Source organism: Serratia sp. CY37869, assembly GCF_052168895.1.
GTDB lineage: Bacteria > Pseudomonadota > Gammaproteobacteria > Enterobacterales > Enterobacteriaceae > Serratia > Serratia ureilytica.
This window is the reverse complement of the sequence record NZ_JBJNLU010000004.1, coordinates 364201-383529: the sequence shown is the minus strand read 5'-3', so window position 1 is coordinate 383529 and position 19329 is coordinate 364201. Positions and strand designations below refer to the sequence as shown.

Annotated in this window: 16 protein-coding genes and 1 other annotated feature; of the genes, 4 read left to right on the top strand and 12 right to left on the bottom strand. The window is 59.1% G+C overall.

The window, feature by feature from the left end; translation table 11 throughout:
* Nucleotides 1–61: 61 nt before the first annotated feature.
* From nhaA to dnaK, 3 genes are all read right to left on the bottom strand, one after another.
* The gene (gene nhaA / locus ACJ8J1_RS20535) at nucleotides 62–1228 is read right to left on the bottom strand and encodes a Na+/H+ antiporter NhaA (protein ID WP_033641816.1); all 1167 of its coding nucleotides are present in this window, start codon (nucleotides 1226–1228) and stop codon (nucleotides 62–64) included.
* A 235-nt stretch (nucleotides 1229–1463) separates the two neighbouring features.
* On the bottom strand, nucleotides 1464–2588 hold the full coding sequence (gene dnaJ, locus ACJ8J1_RS20530; protein ID WP_004932969.1) for a molecular chaperone DnaJ: 1125 nt from the start codon (nucleotides 2586–2588) through the stop codon (nucleotides 1464–1466).
* Between the two features lie 106 nt (nucleotides 2589–2694).
* Nucleotides 2695–4608 (bottom strand): molecular chaperone DnaK, encoded by a 1914-nt coding sequence (gene dnaK, locus ACJ8J1_RS20525; protein ID WP_033641815.1) that lies wholly within the window; start codon nucleotides 4606–4608, stop codon nucleotides 2695–2697.
* A gap of 325 nt (nucleotides 4609–4933) precedes the next feature.
* On the opposite strand from dnaK, the gene satP reads away from it, so the two are divergent.
* On the top strand, nucleotides 4934–5533 hold the full coding sequence (gene satP, locus ACJ8J1_RS20520; protein WP_033644189.1) for an acetate uptake transporter: 600 nt from the start codon (nucleotides 4934–4936) through the stop codon (nucleotides 5531–5533).
* A 45-nt stretch (nucleotides 5534–5578) separates the two neighbouring features.
* Here satP and ACJ8J1_RS20515 read toward each other — a convergent pair whose 3' ends face one another.
* The 3 genes from ACJ8J1_RS20515 to tal all read right to left on the bottom strand — a co-directional run bounded on the left by ACJ8J1_RS20515 (nucleotide 5579) and on the right by tal (nucleotide 8703).
* Complete coding sequence (locus tag ACJ8J1_RS20515) at nucleotides 5579–6886, bottom strand: MFS transporter (RefSeq protein ID WP_033641814.1); 1308 nt, start codon at nucleotides 6884–6886, stop codon at nucleotides 5579–5581.
* Nucleotides 6887–7010: 124 nt separating this feature from the next.
* The gene (mog, locus tag ACJ8J1_RS20510; protein ID WP_015376607.1) at nucleotides 7011–7598 is read right to left on the bottom strand and encodes a molybdopterin adenylyltransferase; all 588 of its coding nucleotides are present in this window, start codon (nucleotides 7596–7598) and stop codon (nucleotides 7011–7013) included.
* Between the two features lie 151 nt (nucleotides 7599–7749).
* A complete protein-coding gene (tal, locus tag ACJ8J1_RS20505) occupies nucleotides 7750–8703 on the bottom strand; it encodes a transaldolase (RefSeq protein ID WP_004932982.1) in 954 nt (317 codons plus the stop codon).
* Nucleotides 8704–9087: 384 nt separating this feature from the next.
* On the opposite strand from tal, the gene ACJ8J1_RS20500 reads away from it, so the two are divergent.
* Nucleotides 9088–10524 carry an alanine/glycine:cation symporter family protein gene (locus tag ACJ8J1_RS20500; RefSeq protein WP_004932985.1) on the top strand — a complete coding sequence of 479 codons (1437 nt, stop codon included), beginning with the start codon at nucleotides 9088–9090 and terminating at the stop codon, nucleotides 10522–10524.
* Nucleotides 10525–10629: 105 nt separating this feature from the next.
* Nucleotides 10630–11406 carry a peroxide stress protein YaaA gene (yaaA, locus tag ACJ8J1_RS20495; protein ID WP_033641813.1) on the top strand — a complete coding sequence of 259 codons (777 nt, stop codon included), beginning with the start codon at nucleotides 10630–10632 and terminating at the stop codon, nucleotides 11404–11406.
* Nucleotides 11407–11453: 47 nt separating this feature from the next.
* Here yaaA and thrC read toward each other — a convergent pair whose 3' ends face one another.
* From thrC to ACJ8J1_RS20470, 5 genes are all read right to left on the bottom strand, one after another.
* Nucleotides 11454–12743 (bottom strand): threonine synthase, encoded by a 1290-nt coding sequence (gene thrC / locus ACJ8J1_RS20490; RefSeq protein ID WP_033641812.1) that lies wholly within the window; start codon nucleotides 12741–12743, stop codon nucleotides 11454–11456.
* Nucleotides 12744–12746: 3 nt separating this feature from the next.
* Nucleotides 12747–13676, bottom strand: a complete 930-nt coding sequence (gene thrB, locus ACJ8J1_RS20485) for a homoserine kinase (protein ID WP_004932993.1) — start codon at nucleotides 13674–13676, stop codon at nucleotides 12747–12749.
* Nucleotide 13677: 1 nt separating this feature from the next.
* The gene (gene thrA / locus ACJ8J1_RS20480; RefSeq protein ID WP_033641811.1) at nucleotides 13678–16137 is read right to left on the bottom strand and encodes a bifunctional aspartate kinase/homoserine dehydrogenase I; all 2460 of its coding nucleotides are present in this window, start codon (nucleotides 16135–16137) and stop codon (nucleotides 13678–13680) included.
* A gap of 24 nt (nucleotides 16138–16161) precedes the next feature.
* Nucleotides 16162–16279 (bottom strand) — a sequence feature (Thr leader region).
* Nucleotides 16218–16286, bottom strand: coding sequence for a thr operon leader peptide (thrL, locus tag ACJ8J1_RS20475; protein WP_099785730.1), 69 nt, complete (start codon nucleotides 16284–16286; stop codon nucleotides 16218–16220). It overlaps the preceding feature by 62 nt.
* Nucleotides 16287–16498: 212 nt before the next feature.
* Nucleotides 16499–17188: a tRNA/rRNA methyltransferase gene (locus tag ACJ8J1_RS20470; RefSeq protein WP_033641810.1), complete on the bottom strand. Its 690-nt coding sequence runs from the start codon at nucleotides 17186–17188 to the stop codon at nucleotides 16499–16501.
* A gap of 629 nt (nucleotides 17189–17817) precedes the next feature.
* On the opposite strand from ACJ8J1_RS20470, the gene arcA reads away from it, so the two are divergent.
* Nucleotides 17818–18534 (top strand): two-component system response regulator ArcA, encoded by a 717-nt coding sequence (gene arcA / locus ACJ8J1_RS20465; RefSeq protein WP_004933003.1) that lies wholly within the window; start codon nucleotides 17818–17820, stop codon nucleotides 18532–18534.
* A 51-nt stretch (nucleotides 18535–18585) separates the two neighbouring features.
* On the opposite strand, the gene creA is transcribed toward arcA, so the two are convergent.
* Complete coding sequence (gene creA / locus ACJ8J1_RS20460) at nucleotides 18586–19065, bottom strand: protein CreA (RefSeq protein ID WP_033641809.1); 480 nt, start codon at nucleotides 19063–19065, stop codon at nucleotides 18586–18588.
* Between the last annotated feature and the right edge of the window lie 264 nt (nucleotides 19066–19329).

The following is a 19329-nucleotide window of genomic DNA, read 5'->3' as shown; positions in this document are numbered from 1 at the left end:
TTTATACCGCACAGCTCCGACCAGCCATTTTATTGTGCGCCCCTGCCGGGCACCGGCAGGATTAACGCACGCGCGGCAACGCCAGACGCAGTAATCCGTACCCCGCCACCGCCGCGGCGGTGGAGCCCAACAGGATCCCCAGACGGGAATAGGTGCTGAGCGCCGCATCGGCCTCGCCGAACGCCAGCGAGGCGATGAAAATCGACATGGTGAAACCAATACCACAGAGCACCGAAACGGCAAACACCTGTTTGAAGCCGATCCCCTCAGGCAAGCGGGCAATGCCCATTTTCACCGCCAGCAGGCTGAAGAGGAAAATCCCCAGCGGCTTGCCGATAAACAGACCGGCCGCAATCCCAACCGGCAGCAGCGAGGTCAATCCCTCCAGCGATACGCCCTGCAGAGAGACCCCGGCGTTGGCGAAAGCGAACAGCGGCAGGATCATGAACGCCACCCACGGGTGCAGCTCATGCTCCAGCGTTTCCGACGGCGATAGCCCCTTCTTCACGTTCAGCGGGATCATAAAGCCGACGATCACCCCGGCCAGCGTCGCGTGCACCCCGGACTTGAGGATCGCCACCCACAACACCAGGCCGACCATCATATACAACGAGGTTTTGCCCACGCCGCGCCAGTTCATCACCGCCAGCAGCACCGTCGCCGCGGCCGCCACGCCCAGCGCGATCATCGACACTTCGTGGGTGTAGAACAGCGCGATGATGATGATCACGCCCAGGTCATCGATGATCGCCAGCGCCAACAGGAACACTTTCAGGCTGGTCGGCACGCGGTTGCCCAGCAACGCCATCACGCCCAACGCGAAGGCGATATCGGTCGCGGCCGGGATCGCCCAACCCTGGCGGGTAACTTCATCCGCGCCGTTGAACAACAGGTAAATCAGCGCCGGCGCCAGCATGCCGCCCAGTGCGGCGATCGCCGGAAACACCGCCTTGTCACGCCCGGACAGTGAGCCTTGCATCAGCTCGCGCTTGACCTCAAGCCCCACCACCAGGAAGAAGATGGCCATCAGCCCGTCGTTGATCCACAGCAGCAGCGGCTTGGCGATCTCCAGCGAAGCTACCTTCACCATCACCGGCAGGTTAAGGAATGCCTGGTAGATCCCCTGCGCCGGGCTGTTGGCCATGATCAAAGCGACGATCGCCGCCGCGATCAGGATGATGCCGCCCGCGGCTTCCTGACGTAAAAATTGACGAATGATGTTGGTCACAATACGTCTCTCCAAATCTGAGCAAGGCGTAGCGCCCTGCGAAGCACAGTCATGAAGTGAGTATAGAGGGCGTTTTAGTTCGAAAAAATAAGTTTATAAATGCTAAACAGCTCGAAAAAACCGATAAAAAGCACGAATAAGTCACATTTATATAAGGGATTAGCGGTTTGGCGCGCAAATAAAAACCCCGGGACAGAAGCCCGGGGTTCGCGCATAAGCTAACAGAAACAGAAGGTTAGCGAGTCAGATCGTCAAAGAACTTTTTCACCCCGTCGAAGAAGCTCTTCGAACGCGGGCTGTTCTTGTCGCCGGACGGGCCGCCAAGGCTCTCTTCCAGCTCACGCAACAGCTGCTTCTGCTTGTCGTTCAGATTGACCGGGGTTTCCACCACCACGCGACACAGCAGGTCGCCCTGGCTGCCGCCGCGCACCGATTTCACGCCCTTGCCGCGCATGCGGAACAGCTTGCCGGTTTGGGTCTCCGAAGGCACCTTCAGTTTCACCCGGCCATCCAGCGTCGGCACTTCAATCTCGCCGCCCAGCGCCGCCATGGCAAAGTTGATCGGCACTTCGCAGTACAGGTTGTTGCCTTCACGCTCGAAGATCGGGTGCGCCTTCACCTGCACCTGAACGTACAGATCGCCCGCCGGTGCGCCGTGCTCGCCGGCTTCGCCTTCACCCGCCAGGCGGATGCGATCGCCGGTATCCACGCCGGCCGGAATTTTCACCGACAGCGTTTTGGATTTTTCTACCCGGCCGTGGCCATGGCATTTGTTGCACGGATCTTTGATGATCTGACCGCGGCCATGGCAATGCGGACACGCCTGCTGCACGGTGAAGAAGCCCTGACGCATCTGCACCTGGCCCTGACCATGACAAGTTGGGCAGGTGACCGGCGAACTGCCCGGCTTGGCGCCGCTGCCGTGGCAGACGTCGCACTCTTCCAGCGTCGGGATGCGGATCTCTTTGGTGACGCCACGTACCGCTTCCTCGAGGGTCAGCTCCATGTTATAGCGCAGATCGGAACCGCGGCTGGCGCGCTGACGGCGGCCTCCGCCAAAGATGTCGCCAAACACGTCGCCAAAGATATCGCTGAAGTCGGCGCCGCCGCCAAAGCCGCCGCCGCCCATGCCGCCCTGTTCAAAGGCCGCGTGCCCGTACTGATCGTAAGCCGCGCGTTTCTGGTCGTCGGTCAGGACTTCGTAAGCTTCTTTAACTTCTTTAAACTTGGTTTCGGCGTCTTGCTCCTGGTTGCGGTCAGGATGGTATTTCATCGCCAGGCGTTTGTACGCCTTTTTGATCTCACGTTCATCCGCCGTCTTGCTGACGCCGAGAATCTCGTAATAGTCTTTCTTCGCCATTCTTTCGCTTACCCTTAACATGCGTGCACGGGCGCAGAGTTGCCTCGACGCCCGTGCTGGTTTCCGGGAGCGGCATCTCGGCCGCCCCGTGCCCGCTTAAGGGCGATTATTTTTTGTCTTTAACTTCTTCGAACTCGGCGTCAACCACGTCGTCTTCTTTCTGCGCCGCGTTGTCCGCGCCGGCGTCAGCACCCTGCTGAGCCTGCTGCGCCTGAGCCATTTCCAGCAGCTTGCCGGAAACCTGCACCAACGCCTGGGTCTTCGCTTCGATCTCGGCTTTGTCTTCGCCTTTCACCGCCGCTTCCAGATCTTTCAGCGCCGCTTCGATCGCCGTTTTGTCTTCCGCCGGCAGTTTGTCGCCCGCTTCTTCCAGCTGTTTGCGCGTGCCGTGGATCAGGTGATCCGCCTGGTTGCGAGTCTGTACCAGCTCTTCGAACTTGCGGTCAGCTTCAGCGTTCAGCTCGGCGTCGCGCACCATTTTCTGGATTTCGTCCTCGTTCAGGCCAGAAGACGCCTTGATGGTGATCTTCTGCTCACGACCGGTGTTCTTGTCTTTGGCAGACACGTGCAGAATGCCGTCGGCATCGATGTCGAAGGTGACTTCGATCTGCGCCATGCCGCGCGGTGCCGCCTGGATGCCGTCCAGGTTGAACTGGCCCAGAGATTTGTTATCGCTGGCGCGCTTACGCTCACCCTGCAGCACGTGGATGGTGACCGCAGACTGGTTGTCTTCCGCAGTAGAGAACACCTGGCTGTGCTTGGTCGGGATCGTGGTGTTTTTGGTGATCAGCGGCGTCATCACGCTGCCCATGGTTTCGATACCCAGCGACAGCGGGGTAACGTCCAGCAGCAGAACGTCTTTCACATCACCGGCCAACACGCCGCCCTGTACCGCAGCGCCCACGGCAACCGCTTCGTCCGGGTTCACGTCTTTACGCGGCTCTTTGCCGAAGAAGTCTGCGACTTTCTTCTGCACCATTGGCATACGGGTCTGGCCGCCCACCAGGATCACGTCCTGGATGTCGGAAACCGACAGGCCTGCGTCTTTCAGCGCCACTTTCAGCGGCTCGATGGAGCGCGCCACCAAATCTTCAACCAGCGACTCGAGTTTGGCGCGAGTCACCTTGATGTTCATGTGTTTTGGACCGGTCGCATCTGCCGTGATGTACGGCAGGTTAACGTCGGTCTGCTGAGCGGAAGACAGTTCGATCTTCGCTTTCTCGGCGGCTTCTTTCAGACGCTGCATCGCCAGCGGATCGTTGCGCAGATCGATGCCCTGATCTTTCTTGAACTCTTCCACCAGGTAGTTGATCAGACGGCTGTCGAAGTCTTCGCCGCCCAGGTGGGTGTCACCGTTGGTCGCCAGCACTTCGAAGGTTTTTTCGCCGTCAACGTCGTCGATTTCGATGATGGAGATATCGAAAGTACCGCCGCCCAGGTCATAAACCGCGATGGTGCGGTTGCCGACTTCTTTGTCCAGGCCGTAGGCCAGGGCCGCCGCGGTCGGTTCGTTGATGATGCGCTTGACTTCCAGACCCGCGATGCGGCCGGCGTCTTTAGTCGCCTGACGCTGGGCGTCGTTGAAGTAAGCCGGTACGGTGATAACCGCTTCAGTTACCGGTTCGCCCAGGTAATCTTCCGCCGTTTTCTTCATTTTCTTCAGCACTTCCGCAGAGATCTGCGGCGGAGCCATTTTCTGGCCTTTCACTTCCAGCCAGGCGTCGCCGTTGTCGGCTTCGATGATTTTGTAAGGCATGATCGCTTTGTCGCGCTGCGCTTCTTCATCCTGGAAGCGGCGGCCGATCAGGCGCTTGATGGCGAACAGGGTGTTTTCAGGGTTGGTCACTGCCTGACGCTTAGCCGGCTGGCCAACCAGAGTTTCACCGTCCTGGGTATATGCGATAATAGAAGGAGTGGTGCGGTCGCCCTCGGCGTTTTCCAGCACGCGTGCCTTGGCACCATCCATAATTGCTACGCAAGAGTTGGTAGTACCCAGGTCGATACCAATAATTTTGCCCATCTAAACGTCTCCACTAAAAAATTCATAAGTCAGTCAGGTTGCTAACCTATATGCGGGCGATTTTTTGCTTTTCAACTGCCCGATATCTCAGTGCGACCCGCGGTTAGCAGCTGCGGTTGCAAATAAGATGGGGCCATCCAGCTCGGCATCAAGGGGCAAGGCAAAAAAAATTTCTTTTTTTATCGTCATTCAGATCATTGTTTCCGGCTGCGGGGATCATTATGATGCGCGCGCTCTGATGGAAAACTTCGATTTTTTGGCCATTCAGACCATTTATGATTTTACTTCGCTGTTTCCGTTAATTTTCTGTTATCGCAGAGGACTTATGCACACCAACAAGTTGGCGAATCCCGGCCCTCTCGGCCTGATGGGCTTCGGGATGACCACCGTCTTGCTGAACCTGCACAACGCGGGCTTTTTCCCACTGAACTCCGCCATCATCAGCATGGGGATTTTCTTCGGTGGCCTGGCCCAGATCCTGGCCGGTCTGCTGGAGTACAAGAAGGGCAACACCTTCGGCATGACCGCATTCACCGCCTACGGCAGCTTCTGGCTGAGCCTGGTCGGCCTGCTGCTGCTGCCGCGTTTGGGCCTGGCGGAAGCCACCGAAGCGCACGTGTTGGGCATCTACCTGGCGCTGTGGGGCGTCTTCACCCTGTTCATGTTCTTCGGCACCCTGGGCGCCAACCGCGTGCTGCAGTTCGTGTTCGCCAGCCTGACGCTGCTGTTCGCCCTGCTGGCCGTCGGCAACATCACCGGCAACCACGCGCTGCTGACCTTCGCCGGTTATGAGGGCATCATCTGCGGCGCCAGCGCCATCTACCTGGCGATGGCCGAAGTGCTCAACGAGCAATACGGCCGCACCGTGCTGCCGATTGGCGAACCGGCCTCGGCCCGCGTCGCGGCATCGCCGGTCACGGCGTAATCGCCCGCCCCTGACGAAAAAGCCCTGCAATGCAGGGCTTTTTTTTTAGCTGTAGGAACCGGCTCGCCGCTCGCCGGCTTCGCTGTTCAGGTCGCGATGCAGGTAGACACCGAGCAGCAGCCCGATAAGCGACAGCGCCAGCACATAGTAAGCGGGCGCTAACGGGGTTAATTTCATGATCAGCGTCACAAAAATAGGGGTTAAACCGCCAAAAATAGCGTACGAGACGTTATATGAGAACGAGATGCCGGTAAACCGCACTTCCGCCGGGAAGGCCCGCACCATCACGTACGGCACGGCCCCCACCACGCCTACGCTGAAACCCACCAACGCATAGCAGGCGAACAGCATTTCCGGGCGCACGCCCACCGTCTGATAGAACAGCCAGCTGCAGCCGGCCAGCAGCAAACTGCCGACCACCAGCGTTTTGCTGGCGCCGAAGCGATCGGCCGACAAACCGGCGACGATGCAGCCGGCGATCAGCATGATGGTGGCGATGCTGTTGGCCTGCAGCGTCAGGGCCGGCGCAATGCCGAACTGTTTTTGCAGATAGGTCGGGGTCATCAGGATCACCACCACGATACCGGCGGAGAGCAGCCAGGTCAGCAGCATCGACACCGCCACTTCCCGTTTGTGGTTGAGCACCACCGATTTCAGCGGCAGCTCCTCGGCCAGCGCTTTGCGCGCCTGCATCTCGATGAAGATCGGCGTTTCCTGCAGCCAGCGGCGCAGGTACATCGCCACCAGGCCGAACATGCCGCCCAGCAGGAATGGAATACGCCAGCCGCCGCCGGCAATGCTCTGCGGGCTAAGCGTGGTGTTGATCACCGTCGCCACCACCGATCCCAGCAGGATACCCACCGTCAGCCCGGCGGTCAGCGTGCCGCAGGCGAAACCGATGCGCCGGCGCGGCACGTGTTCGGCGACGAAGACCCAGGCGCCCGGCACCTCACCGCCGATCGCCGCCCCCTGCAGCACGCGCATCAGCAGCAGCAACAGCGGCGCGGCGATGCCGATGCTGGCGTAGGTCGGCAGCAGGCCCATCGCCAGCGTCGGCAACGCCATCAGCAGAATGCTCAGGGTAAACATCTTTTTGCGGCCGACCAGATCGCCGAAGTGCGCCATCACGATGCCGCCCAGCGGGCGGGCCAGATAGCCGGCGGCGAAAATGCCGAAGGTTTGCACCAGCCGCAGCCATTCCGGCATGTCCGCCGGGAAGAACAGGTCGCCGACCACGGCGGCGAAGAATACGAAGATAATGAAGTCGTAAAACTCCAACGCGCCGCCCAACGCGGCCAACGTCAGCGTTTTGTAGTCTTGCCGGTTCAGCCGGCGATTAGTGTCGTGAGGCATAGGGCACCGTCGGTAAAGGCTGTAAAAATAAAAGCCGCAGGCTTTCTGTAAAAGAATCCTTACTATAGCGGCAAATTATTTTCACACCAAACGGGCTGAAGCCGATCTCGCAGATTGCTGAAATTTAGAGGTTTATCTCGCGACGCGCGCTCTTTGGCCGAAATGCTGCTACCACTGCGGCATGCGTTTCGACATAAGGCCCGTCGAGCAGCTGAATGCAATAAGGCACGCTGGCGAAGATGCCGTGCACCACCGCATTGCCCTGCTCGTCCTTCACCCCTTCCAGCGTTTCCTTGATCGACTTTGGCTGGCCGGGCAGATTGATGATCAGCGCCTGCTTGCGGATCGCCCCCACCTGGCGAGAAAGAATTGCCGTTGGCACATAGTGTAGGCTGATCTGGCGCATTTGCTCGCCGAAGCCGGGCATCACGCGATCGGCGATCGCCAGCGTGGCGTCGGGGGTGACGTCGCGACGCGCCGGCCCGGTGCCGCCGGTGGTCAGCACCAGATGGCAGCCCATTTCGTCCACCAGCTCACACAGCGTTTGTTCAATTTGCGTCTGCTCATCGGGGATCAGCCGGGTTTCCAGCTTGAACGGCGTCGCCAGCGCGCCGGCCAGCCACTCCTCCAGCGCCGGAATGCCTTTATCCTGGTATACGCCGCCGGAAGCGCGGTCAGAAACGGAAACCAAACCAATACGTAAAATATCCATGCGTAACCTCTACAGCCTGATGGGGTCCGAACGGGTTCGTCTCCCGTTCTGTTGTCATTGCCGAGAGTATAAGGGCTTCCCCCGCCGGCGGGAGCGTCGGGCATAAAAAAAGGTGGCCTGAGCCACCTTTTTACTGCGCGATCTGCGGGAATTACAGCAGGTCGGCGATCATTTTTTCCAGTTTGCCCTGGTCTACGGCGAACTTGCGGATGCCGTCGGTCAGTTTCTCGACCGCCATCGGATCCTGGTTGTGCTGCCAGTAGAACTCAGGTTCGGTCAGTGCGGCAGGACGCGCCTTCACTTCACCGGTGTAAGACAGTTTGCGCTCCAGCGCGCCTTCGCTCTCCGCCAGCTCTTTCAGCAGCGCAGGGGCGATGGTCAGGCGGTCGCAGCCGGCCAGCTCGATGATTTCGCCAACGTTGCGGAAGCTGGCGCCCATCACTACGGTGTTGTAACCGTGTTGTTTGTAGTACTGGTAAATCTCGGTCACGGAGATCACGCCCGGATCTTCGTGCGGCGCGAACTCTTTCTTGTCGCCGTTGGCTTTGTACCAATCGAGGATACGGCCGACGAACGGCGAGATCAGGTAAACGCCGGCTTCGGCGCAGGCGCGAGCCTGAGCGAAGGAGAACAACAGCGTCAGGTTACAGTTGATGCCTTCTTTCTCCAGCTGCTCCGCCGCGCGGATGCCCTGCCAGGTCGAGGCCAGTTTGATCAGAATGCGATCGTTGCTGATGCCGGCTTCGTTGTACAGCTTGATCAGGCGCTTGGCCTTGGCCACGCTGGCGACGGTGTCGTAAGACAGACGCGCGTCAACCTCGGTGGAAATGCGGCCCGGAACCAGTTTGAGGATCTCCAGACCGATGTTGACCGCCAGCTTGTCGGCGGCGTCGGCGATCTGCTGCTCGCGATCGCTGCTCTGGCCGCGCGCCCAGGCGATGGCTTCGTCAATCAGTTTGCGGTATTCAGGAATTTGGGCTGCATTGAGGATCAGCGAAGGGTTGGTTGTGGCGTCCTGCGGTTGATACAGCTTCATTGCCGCGATATCACCCGTATCTGCAACCACTGTAGTCAGCTGGCGCAGGGAAGTTAATTTGTCGGTCATGTTGGCATTATCTCATCGTTTGTGCATGAACTTTTGGCATTGTTCAACCATGCCCTGCCCTGATAATAACATGCGCCAAGCCCGGTGCAAGGCTGGAAAACCGCGGCGCGCAAGCATCTGTTTTATCCTTGGGCGAGCAACCGTTTACGCCGATATCTTTCGCCATTACCGAGCGGATGGAAAGGCAATAACGTGCTATCGCCCGAATAAATTATGTTAAATTCGAAAAAATTGATGCAATTCGTCCGCCAATCTGCGAAAAATCTTAATCGCCTGAAGCCGGACCGATTCCAGCTAAGCTCTTGTAAAAAATAGGCCAATATTTCTCACCTGCGGTGGATGCTGCCAGGTGCGCATGACATTTCGATAAGGAGGAGGGATCCCTTGACGGACCTGATGAATTTTATAAACAACATTTTGTGGGGGTCGGTGCTGATTTATCTGCTGCTCGGCACCGGCATTTACTTCACGCTGCGCACCCGTTTTATCCAGCTCCGCCACTTTAGCCACATGTTCTCGGTGTTGAAAAACAGCAATAAAAGCGACAGCGCCGGCATCTCCTCTTTCCAGGCGCTGTGTACCACGCTGGCGGCGCGCGTCGGCACCGGCAACCTGACCGGCGTCGCCATTGCCCTCACCGCCGGCGGCCCCGGCGCCATCTTCTGGATGTGGGTGGTGGCGTTTATCGGCATGGCCACGTCATTTGTGGAAAGCTCGCTGGCTCAGCTCTACAAAACCAAAGACGACAACGGCAACTACCGCGGCGGCCCGGCCTATTACATGGAAAAGGGACTCGGCATGCGCTGGATGGGCGTGCTGTTCTCCATTTTCCTGATCATCGCTTTCGGCCTGGTGTTCAACGCCGTACAGGCCAACTCCATCGCGCAGGCCTCCGCCGTCGCCTTCCATTTACAGCCGCTGCACGTCGGTATTGGCCTGGTGCTGCTGAGCGGCGTGGTGATCTTCGGCGGCATCCGCTCCATCGCCAAAGTGGCCGAGCTGGTGGTGCCGCTGATGGCCGGCGCCTACCTGCTGCTGGCTCTCTGGGTGATTGGCCATAACATCGAGCACATGCCGGCGATCCTGACGCTGATCTTCAAAAGCGCCTTTGGTCTGCAGGAAGCCGCGGCCGGCGCCGTCGGTTACGGTATCTCCCAGGCGATGACCCAGGGCGTGCAGCGCGGCCTGTTCTCCAATGAAGCCGGCATGGGATCGGCGCCCAACGCGGCGGCGTCCGCCTCGCCTTATCCGCCGCATCCCGCTTCACAGGGCTACGTGCAGATGCTCGGGGTATTTATCGACACCATCGTCATCTGCAGCGCCACCGCGGCGATCATCCTCTCTTCCGGCATTCTCGATCAGCCGACCGACAGCATCAGCGGCATCGATCTGACCCAGCGCGCGCTGTCGACCGCCGTCGGCAGTTGGGGGACTCCGTTCGTCGCCATCGCCATCTTCTTCTTCGCCTTTACGTCGATCATCGCCAACTACGCCTATGCCGAGAGCAACCTGGTGTTCCTCGAGCACAACCACCCAGGCGGCCTGTTGATTTTCCGCTGCGTGGCGCTGGGCATGGTGATGTTCGGCGCGCTGGCGGAGCTGCCGCTGGTGTGGAAAATGGCGGATACCTCCATGGCGCTGATGGCGATCACCAACCTGACGGCTATCTTGCTGCTGTCGCGGGTCGCGCTGAAGCTGGCCGACGACTACCATCGCCAGCGCCGCCTGGGCAAGCTGCCGACCTTCGACGCCAACCGTTACCCGGAGCTGAAATCGCAGCTGGAGCCGGGCGTGTGGGACGACAAGCAGCCGCCGCGCTGAGTATTCCGGGGCGCGTGCGATGCGCGCCCCGCCTATTGGACCGATAGCCCCTTTTTCCCGCGCTTTTTGCTACAGTATGCGCACTTGGATAAACAGGATCTGGCCATGCTCGTTATTATTTCACCTGCAAAAACGCTCGATTACGACAGCCCGCTGGCGACAAAACGCTTCACGCAGCCCGAACTGCTGAACAAGTCTAAGCAGCTTATCAACATTTGCCGCGAGCTGACGCCGGCGCAAATCGCCAGCCTGATGAGCATCAGCGACAAGCTGGCCGGGCTGAACGCCGCGCGCTTTAGCGAATGGCAACCGACATTTACCCCGGACAACGCCCGTCAGGCGCTGCTGGCGTTCAAGGGCGACGTATATACCGGCCTGCAGGCGCAGGACTTCAACGAAGCCGATTTCGACTTCGCCCAGCAGCATCTGCGCATGCTGTCCGGCCTGTATGGCGTACTGCGCCCGCTCGATCTGATGATGCCGTACCGGCTGGAGATGGGCATCAAGCTGGAAAACCCGAAGGGCAAAGATCTGTACAGCTTCTGGGGCGATCAGATCACCAAAAAGCTCAACGAAGCGCTGGAGCAACAGGGCGACGACGTGGTGGTCAACCTGGCGTCAGACGAGTATTTCAAAGCGGTGAAGCCGGCCAAGCTGCACGGCTCGCTGATCAAACCGGTGTTCCTCGACGAGAAGAACGGCAAGTTCAAGGTCATCAGCTTCTACGCCAAGAAAGCGCGCGGGTTGATGAGCCGCTTTATCATCAAAAACCGCCTGACGCGCAGCGAGCAGCTGGCGGACTTCAACCTGGAAGGCTACGCCTTCGACGAAGCCGCCTCGCAAGGCAATGAACTGGTGTTCAAACGCCCGGAGCAGGCATAAAAAAAAGCCGTCGCAAGACGGCTTTTCGCATTTTACCCTGCCGAACTTCAGGCCGGCAGCCCCATCAGGAACTTGCGCAGCTCGCCGAAGTTGGCCGGCAGCGTGTGCGACAGCAGCGGCAGCTCAGCCCGCAGCGCCAGCGCTTTCGGCAACGGCAGCTCCTGGCCGAGTATCGCTTCCACACTCTCTTTAAACTTGGCCGGATGCGCGGTGCCGAGGAACAGGCCGAACTCCCCTTCCTGCAATTGGTCACGCAGCGCACGGTAGGCGATGGCCGCGTGCGGTTCGGAGATATAGCCCAGCTCGGCCAGCTCACGCATCGTGTCTTTGGTGGTCTCGTCGCTGACCGCCGCGTGACCCAGCTCCTTCAACTGCCAGACCTTGCGACGGAACAGCTCTTCCACGCGCGGCCAGTTGTTCGGCTGGCTGACGTCCATGGCGTTGGACAGCGTCGCGACCGTAGCGTGCGGCTGCCACTGGCCGCTGGTCAGGAAGCGCGGCACGGTGTCGTTGGCGTTGGTGGCGGCGATGAAGCGCTTTACCGGCAGGCCCAGCGATTTGGCCAGCAGCCCGGCGGTCAGATCGCCGAAGTTGCCGCTCGGCACCGAAATCACCAGTTGATTGCGCGCTTCCTGCGGCAGCTGCGCCACCGCTTCGAAGTAGTAGCAAATCTGCGCCAGTAAACGGCTGATGTTAATCGAGTTGGCCGAGTTCAGGTGCAGCGCGTCTTTCAATTCCTGATCGTCGAACGCCTGCTTCACCAGCGCCTGACAAGCATCGAAGTCGCCGTCGATCGCCACGGTGTGAATGTTGCCGCCCAGGGTGCAGAACAGCTTTTCCTGCAGCGGGCTGATTTTGCCCTGCGGATACAGGATCACCACCCGCACGTTTTTCAGGCCGTAGAAGGCGTGCGCCACGGCGGCGCCGGTGTCGCCGGAGGTGGCGGTCAGAATGGTCACCGGCTGCTCGCCGGCCACTTCCGCCAGCATCTGCGCCATAAAGCGGCCGCCGAAGTCTTTGAACGCCAGCGTCGGGCCGTGGAACAGCTCCAGGCAGGAGACGTCATCGGTCACTTTCGCCACCGGCGCCGGGAACTCAAAGGCGGCCTGCACGCGTTTCTTCAGCGCCGCTTCCGGCACCTCTTCGCCGATAAAGGCCGACAGAATGCGGCTGCTGCGGGTGACAAAATCCTGCTCCAGCAGGTGGTCGATTTCGGTCAGTTCGAACTCCGGCAGCTCCAACGGGAAGAACAGCCCCTGTTGCTTGCCCAGGCCTTGTTTGATCGCCTGCGCGAAGCTGACCTGCTCGTTGTGATCCTTAAGGTTGTACAGTTTCATGCGTTATCCCAGTAGTCGAGCGCCTGCGGTATCCAGACGGCAAATATGAACAAAACCTTCGTCGTTTTGCAGATAGTGTTGTTGCAGCCAGGCGGCCATGCGTTGCGCGGTGGCGCCGTCGTTGCAGACGGCGAACAGCGTCGGGCCAGAGCCGGAGATGCCGCAGGCCAACGCACCGATCTCCTGCGCCGCCTTGCGCGCTTCGGCGAAGCCCGGCAGCAGCCGGGTGCGGTACGGTTCGGCGATCACGTCCTGCATCAATTTGGCGGCCAGCTGCGGCTGCCGGGTATGGCAGGCGTGAATAAAGCCGGCCAGATAGCGGCCATGGCTGATGCAATCCTGACGACGGTATTGCGCGGGTAAAATGGCGCGCGCTTCGGCGGTGGACACTTTGATGCCCGGATAGGCCATAACCCACAGCCAATCGTCAAAGCACGGCACCTCCTGGCTGATAATGCCTTCTTCTTCCAGCATCAGCTGCAGGCCGCCCAGATAGCAAGGCGCCACGTTGTCGTAATGCACGCTGCCGGAAATGCGCCCTTCCAGCTCGCCCATCAGGCCGAGCAGCGTCGTCTTATCCAACGGACGATCGCAGAATTCGTTCATCGCCATCAGCCCGGCGACCACCGAACAGGCGCTGGAACCCAGCCCCGATCCGATCGGCATGTTCTTTTCCAAACGCATCGCCACCGGCACTTCGCGGCCGATCTCCTGGCAGAAGCGCTCCCAGCATTGATAAACGATGTTCTCTTTCGGCTCGGCCGGCAGCTTGCTGACGAAGCGCCCGGCATTCTGCAAACTGAACGTCTCGGCGGCTTCGACGCTGACGCAGTCGCCCAGCAGCGTGCCGTCGATCGGCGAAACCGCCGCGCCCAGCACGTCGAAACCGACGCTGACGTTGCCGATCGAGGCCGGTGCATACACCTTAACCATATTAAACTCCCAACTTCCATGACAGTGTGCGCAGCAGATCGGCGAATACGCCCGCTGCGGTCACATCGTTACCGGCGCCGTAGCCGCGCAGCACCAGCGGCAGCGGCTGATAGTAGCGGCTGTAGAAGGCCAGCGCGTTCTCGCCGTTCTTCACTTTATACAACGGATCGTTGCCGTCCACCGCCTCAATGCGCACCTTGCAGCGCCCTTCGTCGATCAGGCCGACATAGCGCAGCACCTTGCCTTGCTCGGCGGCGTTGGCCACGTTGCGCGCGAACTCTTTATCCAGCTCCGGCAACCGCGCCAGGAAGGTGTCCACGTCGCCCGACGCGTCGAAGGATGGCGGCAGCACCGGCTCGACCTCGATATCGCTCAGTTCCAGTTTATAACCGGCCTCGCGCGCCAGGATCAGCAGCTTGCGCGCCACGTCCATCCCGGACAGATCGTCGCGGGGATCCGGCTCGGTGTAGCCGTTGGCCCGAGCCTGCAGGGTCGCCGCCGACAGCGACAGCCCTTCGTCCAGCTTGCCGAAGATAAAGGACAGCGAGCCGGACAGGATGCCGGAGAAACGCACCAGTTCATCGCCGGCGTTCAGCAGGTTTTGCAGGTTCTCAATCACCGGCAAACCGGCGCCGACGTTGGTGTCGTACAGGAACTTGCGGTGCGAACCGGCGGCGGCCGCGCGCAGCTGCTGATAATAGTTCATCGACGAGGTGTTGGCCTTTTTGTTCGGCGTCACCACGTGGAAACCGTCCGCCAGGAAGTCCACGTACTGATCGGCCACCGCCTGACTGGAGGTACAGTCGACGATCACCGGGTTCAGCAGGTGATATTCCTTCACCAGCCGGATCAGACGGCCGAGATTGAACGGCTCCTGCGCGCCGGCCAGCGCGTCGCGCCAGCTGTCGAGCGCGATGCCGTGCACGTTGGTCAGCATCACGCGCGAGTTGGCGATGCCGCACACCCGCAGATCGATATGTTTTTGCTTCAGCCACGGCTGCTGACGATAGATCTGCTCGATCAACGCCCCGCCAACGCCGCCGACGCCGATGACGAACACTTCGATCACCTGATCGGTGTTGAACAGCATCTGGTGGCTGACGCGCACGCCGGTGGTGGCGGAATCATTGCTGACCACCACCGAAATGGAACGCTCCGAAGACCCTTGGGCGATGGCGACGATATTGATGTTGGCGCGCGCCAGCGCGGAGAAGAAGCGTGCCGAAATGCCGCGCAGGGTGCGCATGCCGTCGCCGACCACCGAGATGATCGCCAGGCGTTCCATCACGTCCAGCGGATCCAGCACGCCGTCTTTCAGCTCCAGATAGAACTCCTCTTCCAGCGCGCGACGAGCGCGCTGCAGTTCACCCTGCGGCACGCAGAAGCTGATGCTGTATTCGGAAGAGGATTGGGTGATCAGCACCACCGAAATGCCGGCGCGCGACATCACGGCGAAGACCCGTGCGGCCATGCCGACCATGCCTTTCATGCCCGGGCCGGAGACGTTGATCATCGCCATGTTGTTCAGGTTGGTGATGCCCTTCACCGGCATATCGGCATCGGTGCTGTCTTTGCCGATCAGCGTGCCGGGGGCCTGCGGGTTGGAGGTGTTTTTAATCAGGCAAGGGATTTGGAACTGGGCAATCGGAGTGATGGTGCGGGGGTGTAACACTTTGGCGCCGAAATAGGAAAGCTCCATCGCTTCCTGGTACGACATCGATTTCAGTAACCTGGCGTCCGGCACGGTGCGCGGATCGCAGGTATAAACGCCGTCGACGTCGGTCCAGATCTCGCAACAGTCGGCGCGCAGGCAGGCGGCCAGCACCGCGGCGGAATAGTCGGAGCCGTTGCGGCCCAGCACCACCAGCTCGCCCTTGTCATTACCGGCGGTGAAACCGGCCATCAGCACGATGTGATCGGCCGGGATCGCCGCGGCGGCGATGCGCAGCGTAGACTCGGCGATGTCCACGGTGGACTCCAGGTAGTGGCCCTGCGCCAGCAGTTTCTCCACCGGGTTGATCACCGTGACCGGATAACCCTTGGCGCGGAACACCCCTTCCATGATGGCGATGGAGAGCTTTTCGCCACGGCAGATGATCGCCGCGTTCACGCTGTCCGGGCACTGCCCCAGTAGCGAGACGCCATGCAGCACCTGTTTGAGCTGCGCGAATTCCTGATCGACCACGCCTTTCAAACGATCGTATTCAAAGCCCGGCAGCGCCTGCGCCAGCCCGCTCAGCAGGTCGGCAAAGATCCGCTCGGCGTCGCTCATATTCGGCAGAATGTCCTGGCCCGCCACCGTTTTGTCGATCATCGCCACCAGATGGTTGGTGATCTTTGCGGGGGCGGACAAGACCGTGGCTACCTGTCCCTGACGCGCGTTACTCTCCATGATGTCGGCGACGCGCAGAAAACGTTCCGCATTCGCTACCGAGGTTCCGCCAAATTTCAGCACTCGCATTTGTGATCTCTCCGAATTTAAGCCGAAAAAAAAGCCCGCACTGATTAGGTGCGGGCTTTTTTCTGTGTTTCCTGTGCGCGTCAGCCCGCCCCGTTACCTGTGGTATCGGTGGTGGTAATAATTGTGGTAGTCAGGCTGATATTGCGCATGTTGTCTGTCTGTCTCATGAAATACTCTGTCCCCTCTATTGGTTAAAGCAATCGCTATCCCAAGTCAAACGATTTCTTTTTTTTGCTTATTTTCCGTTCAGCGGCGGTAATGCGCGATGCAACAGGTGAAAAGCGAAATGACAGAACAAAAAAACAACCTAAAGCCGGTTTAATAGTGGATCACACTGAGTAACCGCCTGCTGGAGCCGCTATCACTTGGCGAGTTTTTTTTCGATGTCGTGCAGCAGCGTATGCAGCATCGCCGTATCTCGCTGCGGCAACGCACCGAGGCGCTGGTGCAGCCAGTCGCGCAATTTTTGGTCATCGCCGACCTCCAGGGCATCCAACAAAGCATCGGCGCGGCGGCGCAACGCCCTGAGTTGCCCTTCAGGCGCCGCAGCCTCCTGCGGCGCGGCGTTGACGCCCATCAGGCTCGCCAACTGGTAGCAGTACACCATCACCGCCTGGCCCAGGTTGAGCGACGGATAGTCCGCCTGCATCGGCACGCCGGTCAGCAAATCCGCCAGCGCCAGCTCTTCGTTGGTCAGGCCGGAATCTTCGCGGCCGAATACCAGCGCGGCCTGGCCGACCCACTGCTTACGCTCACTCAGCTGTTCCAGCAGCTCAGGCGGCGTGCAGTAGTAGTGAAAACGCGCGCGACTGCGGGCGGTGGTGGCGACGGTGAAATCCACATCCGCCAGCGCCTGTTCCAGCGTGGCGAACGTTTGCACGCCGTCGAGGATCTCGCCGGCCCCATGTGCCACCCAGCGCGCCGCCGGCTGCAGATGCGCCTCGCTGTCGACGATGCGCAACGAAGCGAAACCCATGGTTTTCATCGCGCGCGCCGCCGCGCCGACGTTTTCCGGCCGCGCCGGAGCCACTAGAACAATATGAAGCTGCATCACTCTTCCACCGAAGGCGGGCCTGCGTTTTTGACGATAGCGCAGCGCCCGCATGTATTTACAATTGCGTAACAATAAACGCGTTAATAGCAACAAACAAGATTAAACGGCTCGTTGAGCTAATAAACCTGTCGTAATAGTCATTATTCATGCTTATGTTTTACTGCATTTATTTATCAATGAGTTAAAACAACGCAATGATCAATAAGCGAATAATTGTATCCTATCGGGCCGGATAATGCTGAATCGTTCACAGAATTTGAGGTTCTGTGACTTAAACTGGCATTTCTGTAAGTGTTTTTCACAAATCTGTTAACGTGCTACAATTGAATTTGATATATGTCAACAAAGCGTAGTTTTGTTGGGTGATGAATTCGGCACGCGCTGTTATATTGCTGTTAATGGGGTTAGGATATGCGCCGTTTTGGCACCCAAGGGGTTGTAGGGAACGGCATCCCCACCAGGCTAGCGATCTTGTTGACATGAGATGGAAAGTGCATCAAGAACGAGTTTACGTACTTTAGTCATTTGCTGAGAGGGAACGTGGCGCTATCTCTGCCCTCCTCTAAGAAAACAGAGACTTCTGTACTTCCTATTTTCTATTTTGTTGGCAATTTTAGGTAGCAAATATGCAGACCCCGCACATTCTGATTGTCGAAGACGAGTTAGTCACTCGTAACACCCTGAAGAGCATTTTCGAGGCGGAAGGCTACATTGTTCATGAAGCCAATGATGGTGCAGAGATGCACAATATCCTGTCTGAAAATGATATCAATCTGGTCATCATGGACATCAATCTGCCAGGCAAAAACGGCCTGCTGTTGGCGCGCGAACTGCGTGAACAGGCCAGCGTCGCCTTGATGTTCCTGACCGGCCGCGATAACGAGGTGGATAAAATCCTCGGCCTGGAAATCGGCGCCGACGATTACATCACCAAACCGTTCAACCCGCGTGAGCTGACCATCCGCGCGCGCAACCTGCTGTCGCGCACCATGAATCTGGGCAGCCTCGGCGAAGAGCGCCGCCTGGTCGAGAGCTACAAGTTCAACGGGTGGGAGCTGGACATCAACAGCCGCTCTTTGATCAGCCCGGCCGGCGAACAGTACAAGCTGCCGCGCAGCGAATTCCGCGCCATGCTGCACTTCTGCGAAAACCCGGGCAAGATCCAGTCCCGCGGCGAACTGCTGAAGAAGATGACCGGCCGCGAGCTGAAACCGCATGACCGCACCGTGGACGTCACCATCCGTCGCATTCGCAAGCACTTCGAATCGACGCCGGACACGCCGGAAATCATCGCCACCATCCACGGCGAAGGCTACCGCTTCTGCGGCGATCTGGAAGAGTAATTCCAGCCTGCCGTCATGAAAACGGGGTTCAGCATGCTGAACCCCGTTTTTTTATTTTGCCTCAGCCCACGGCATGATCGGCACCGCGCTCAGCGCATTCTTCGGCGAGCCGTCGATCACCTTGTCGGAGTAGCTCAGGTAGATCAGCGAATTGCGTTTGGCGTCGTAGAAGCGCACCACCTGCAGCTTCTTGAACACCAGCGACGTGCGTTTCTGGAACACCACATCGCCTTCCGCCTTGCCGTTTTTGATCTTGTCACTCAGCTCGATAGGCCCGACCTGCTGGCAGGAAATGGCCGCGTCGGCGGTATCTTCCGCCAGGCCCAGCCCGCCTTTGATGCCGCCGGTTTTGGCGCGGCTGATATAACAAGTTACATTTTTAACATCCGGATCGTCGAACGCTTCGACCACGATTTTGTGGTCCGGCCCCAACAATTTAAACACCGTATCAACGGAACCCACTTGCTCCGCCTGTGCGCTTCCCACGGTTGCGCAAACCAAACCGAATAAAAATATCCAGCTTTTTTTCATTTACTTAACTCCGATATAACCTTGCCGCGAAAATGGGCTCGGCGATCACAATTATTTATGTCTAAGCTCACGGAATTGGGTTTTTACGGGTCCGCACCGTCCGTTTTAGCACAGAGCGTGACAAAAATCTTTGAGAGTCGCGGAGGAAAAAAATTGCTATGATGCGGCGTCGTTATTTCTTTGCGCCCACTACGGTGTACCCCAATCCAACTCTGGCGCGGCATGCGCAGCAGAGGCAAAGAGTGCAACCCATAATGGCTCATG

Bases quoted from the DNA above. Each gene is read 5' to 3' on its own strand.
- ACJ8J1_RS20470 (WP_033641810.1), bottom strand. From the start codon at position 17,188: ATGCAGCTTCATATTGTTCTAGTGGCTCCGGCGCGGCCGGAAAACGTC.
- creA (WP_033641809.1), bottom strand. From the start codon at position 19,065: ATGAAAAAAAGCTGGATATTTTTATTCGGTTTGGTTTGCGCAACCGTG.
- yaaA (WP_033641813.1), top strand. From the start codon at position 10,630: ATGCTCGTTATTATTTCACCTGCAAAAACGCTCGATTACGACAGCCCG.
- dnaK (WP_033641815.1), bottom strand. From the start codon at position 4,608: ATGGGCAAAATTATTGGTATCGACCTGGGTACTACCAACTCTTGCGTA.
- thrC (WP_033641812.1), bottom strand. From the start codon at position 12,743: ATGAAACTGTACAACCTTAAGGATCACAACGAGCAGGTCAGCTTCGCG.
- satP (WP_033644189.1), top strand. From the start codon at position 4,934: ATGCACACCAACAAGTTGGCGAATCCCGGCCCTCTCGGCCTGATGGGC.
- mog (WP_015376607.1), bottom strand. From the start codon at position 7,598: ATGGATATTTTACGTATTGGTTTGGTTTCCGTTTCTGACCGCGCTTCC.
- tal (WP_004932982.1), bottom strand. From the start codon at position 8,703: ATGACCGACAAATTAACTTCCCTGCGCCAGCTGACTACAGTGGTTGCA.
- dnaJ (WP_004932969.1), bottom strand. From the start codon at position 2,588: ATGGCGAAGAAAGACTATTACGAGATTCTCGGCGTCAGCAAGACGGCG.
- arcA (WP_004933003.1), top strand. From the start codon at position 17,818: ATGCAGACCCCGCACATTCTGATTGTCGAAGACGAGTTAGTCACTCGT.
- thrB (WP_004932993.1), bottom strand. From the start codon at position 13,676: ATGGTTAAGGTGTATGCACCGGCCTCGATCGGCAACGTCAGCGTCGGT.
- ACJ8J1_RS20515 (WP_033641814.1), bottom strand. From the start codon at position 6,886: ATGCCTCACGACACTAATCGCCGGCTGAACCGGCAAGACTACAAAACG.
- thrA (WP_033641811.1), bottom strand. From the start codon at position 16,137: ATGCGAGTGCTGAAATTTGGCGGAACCTCGGTAGCGAATGCGGAACGT.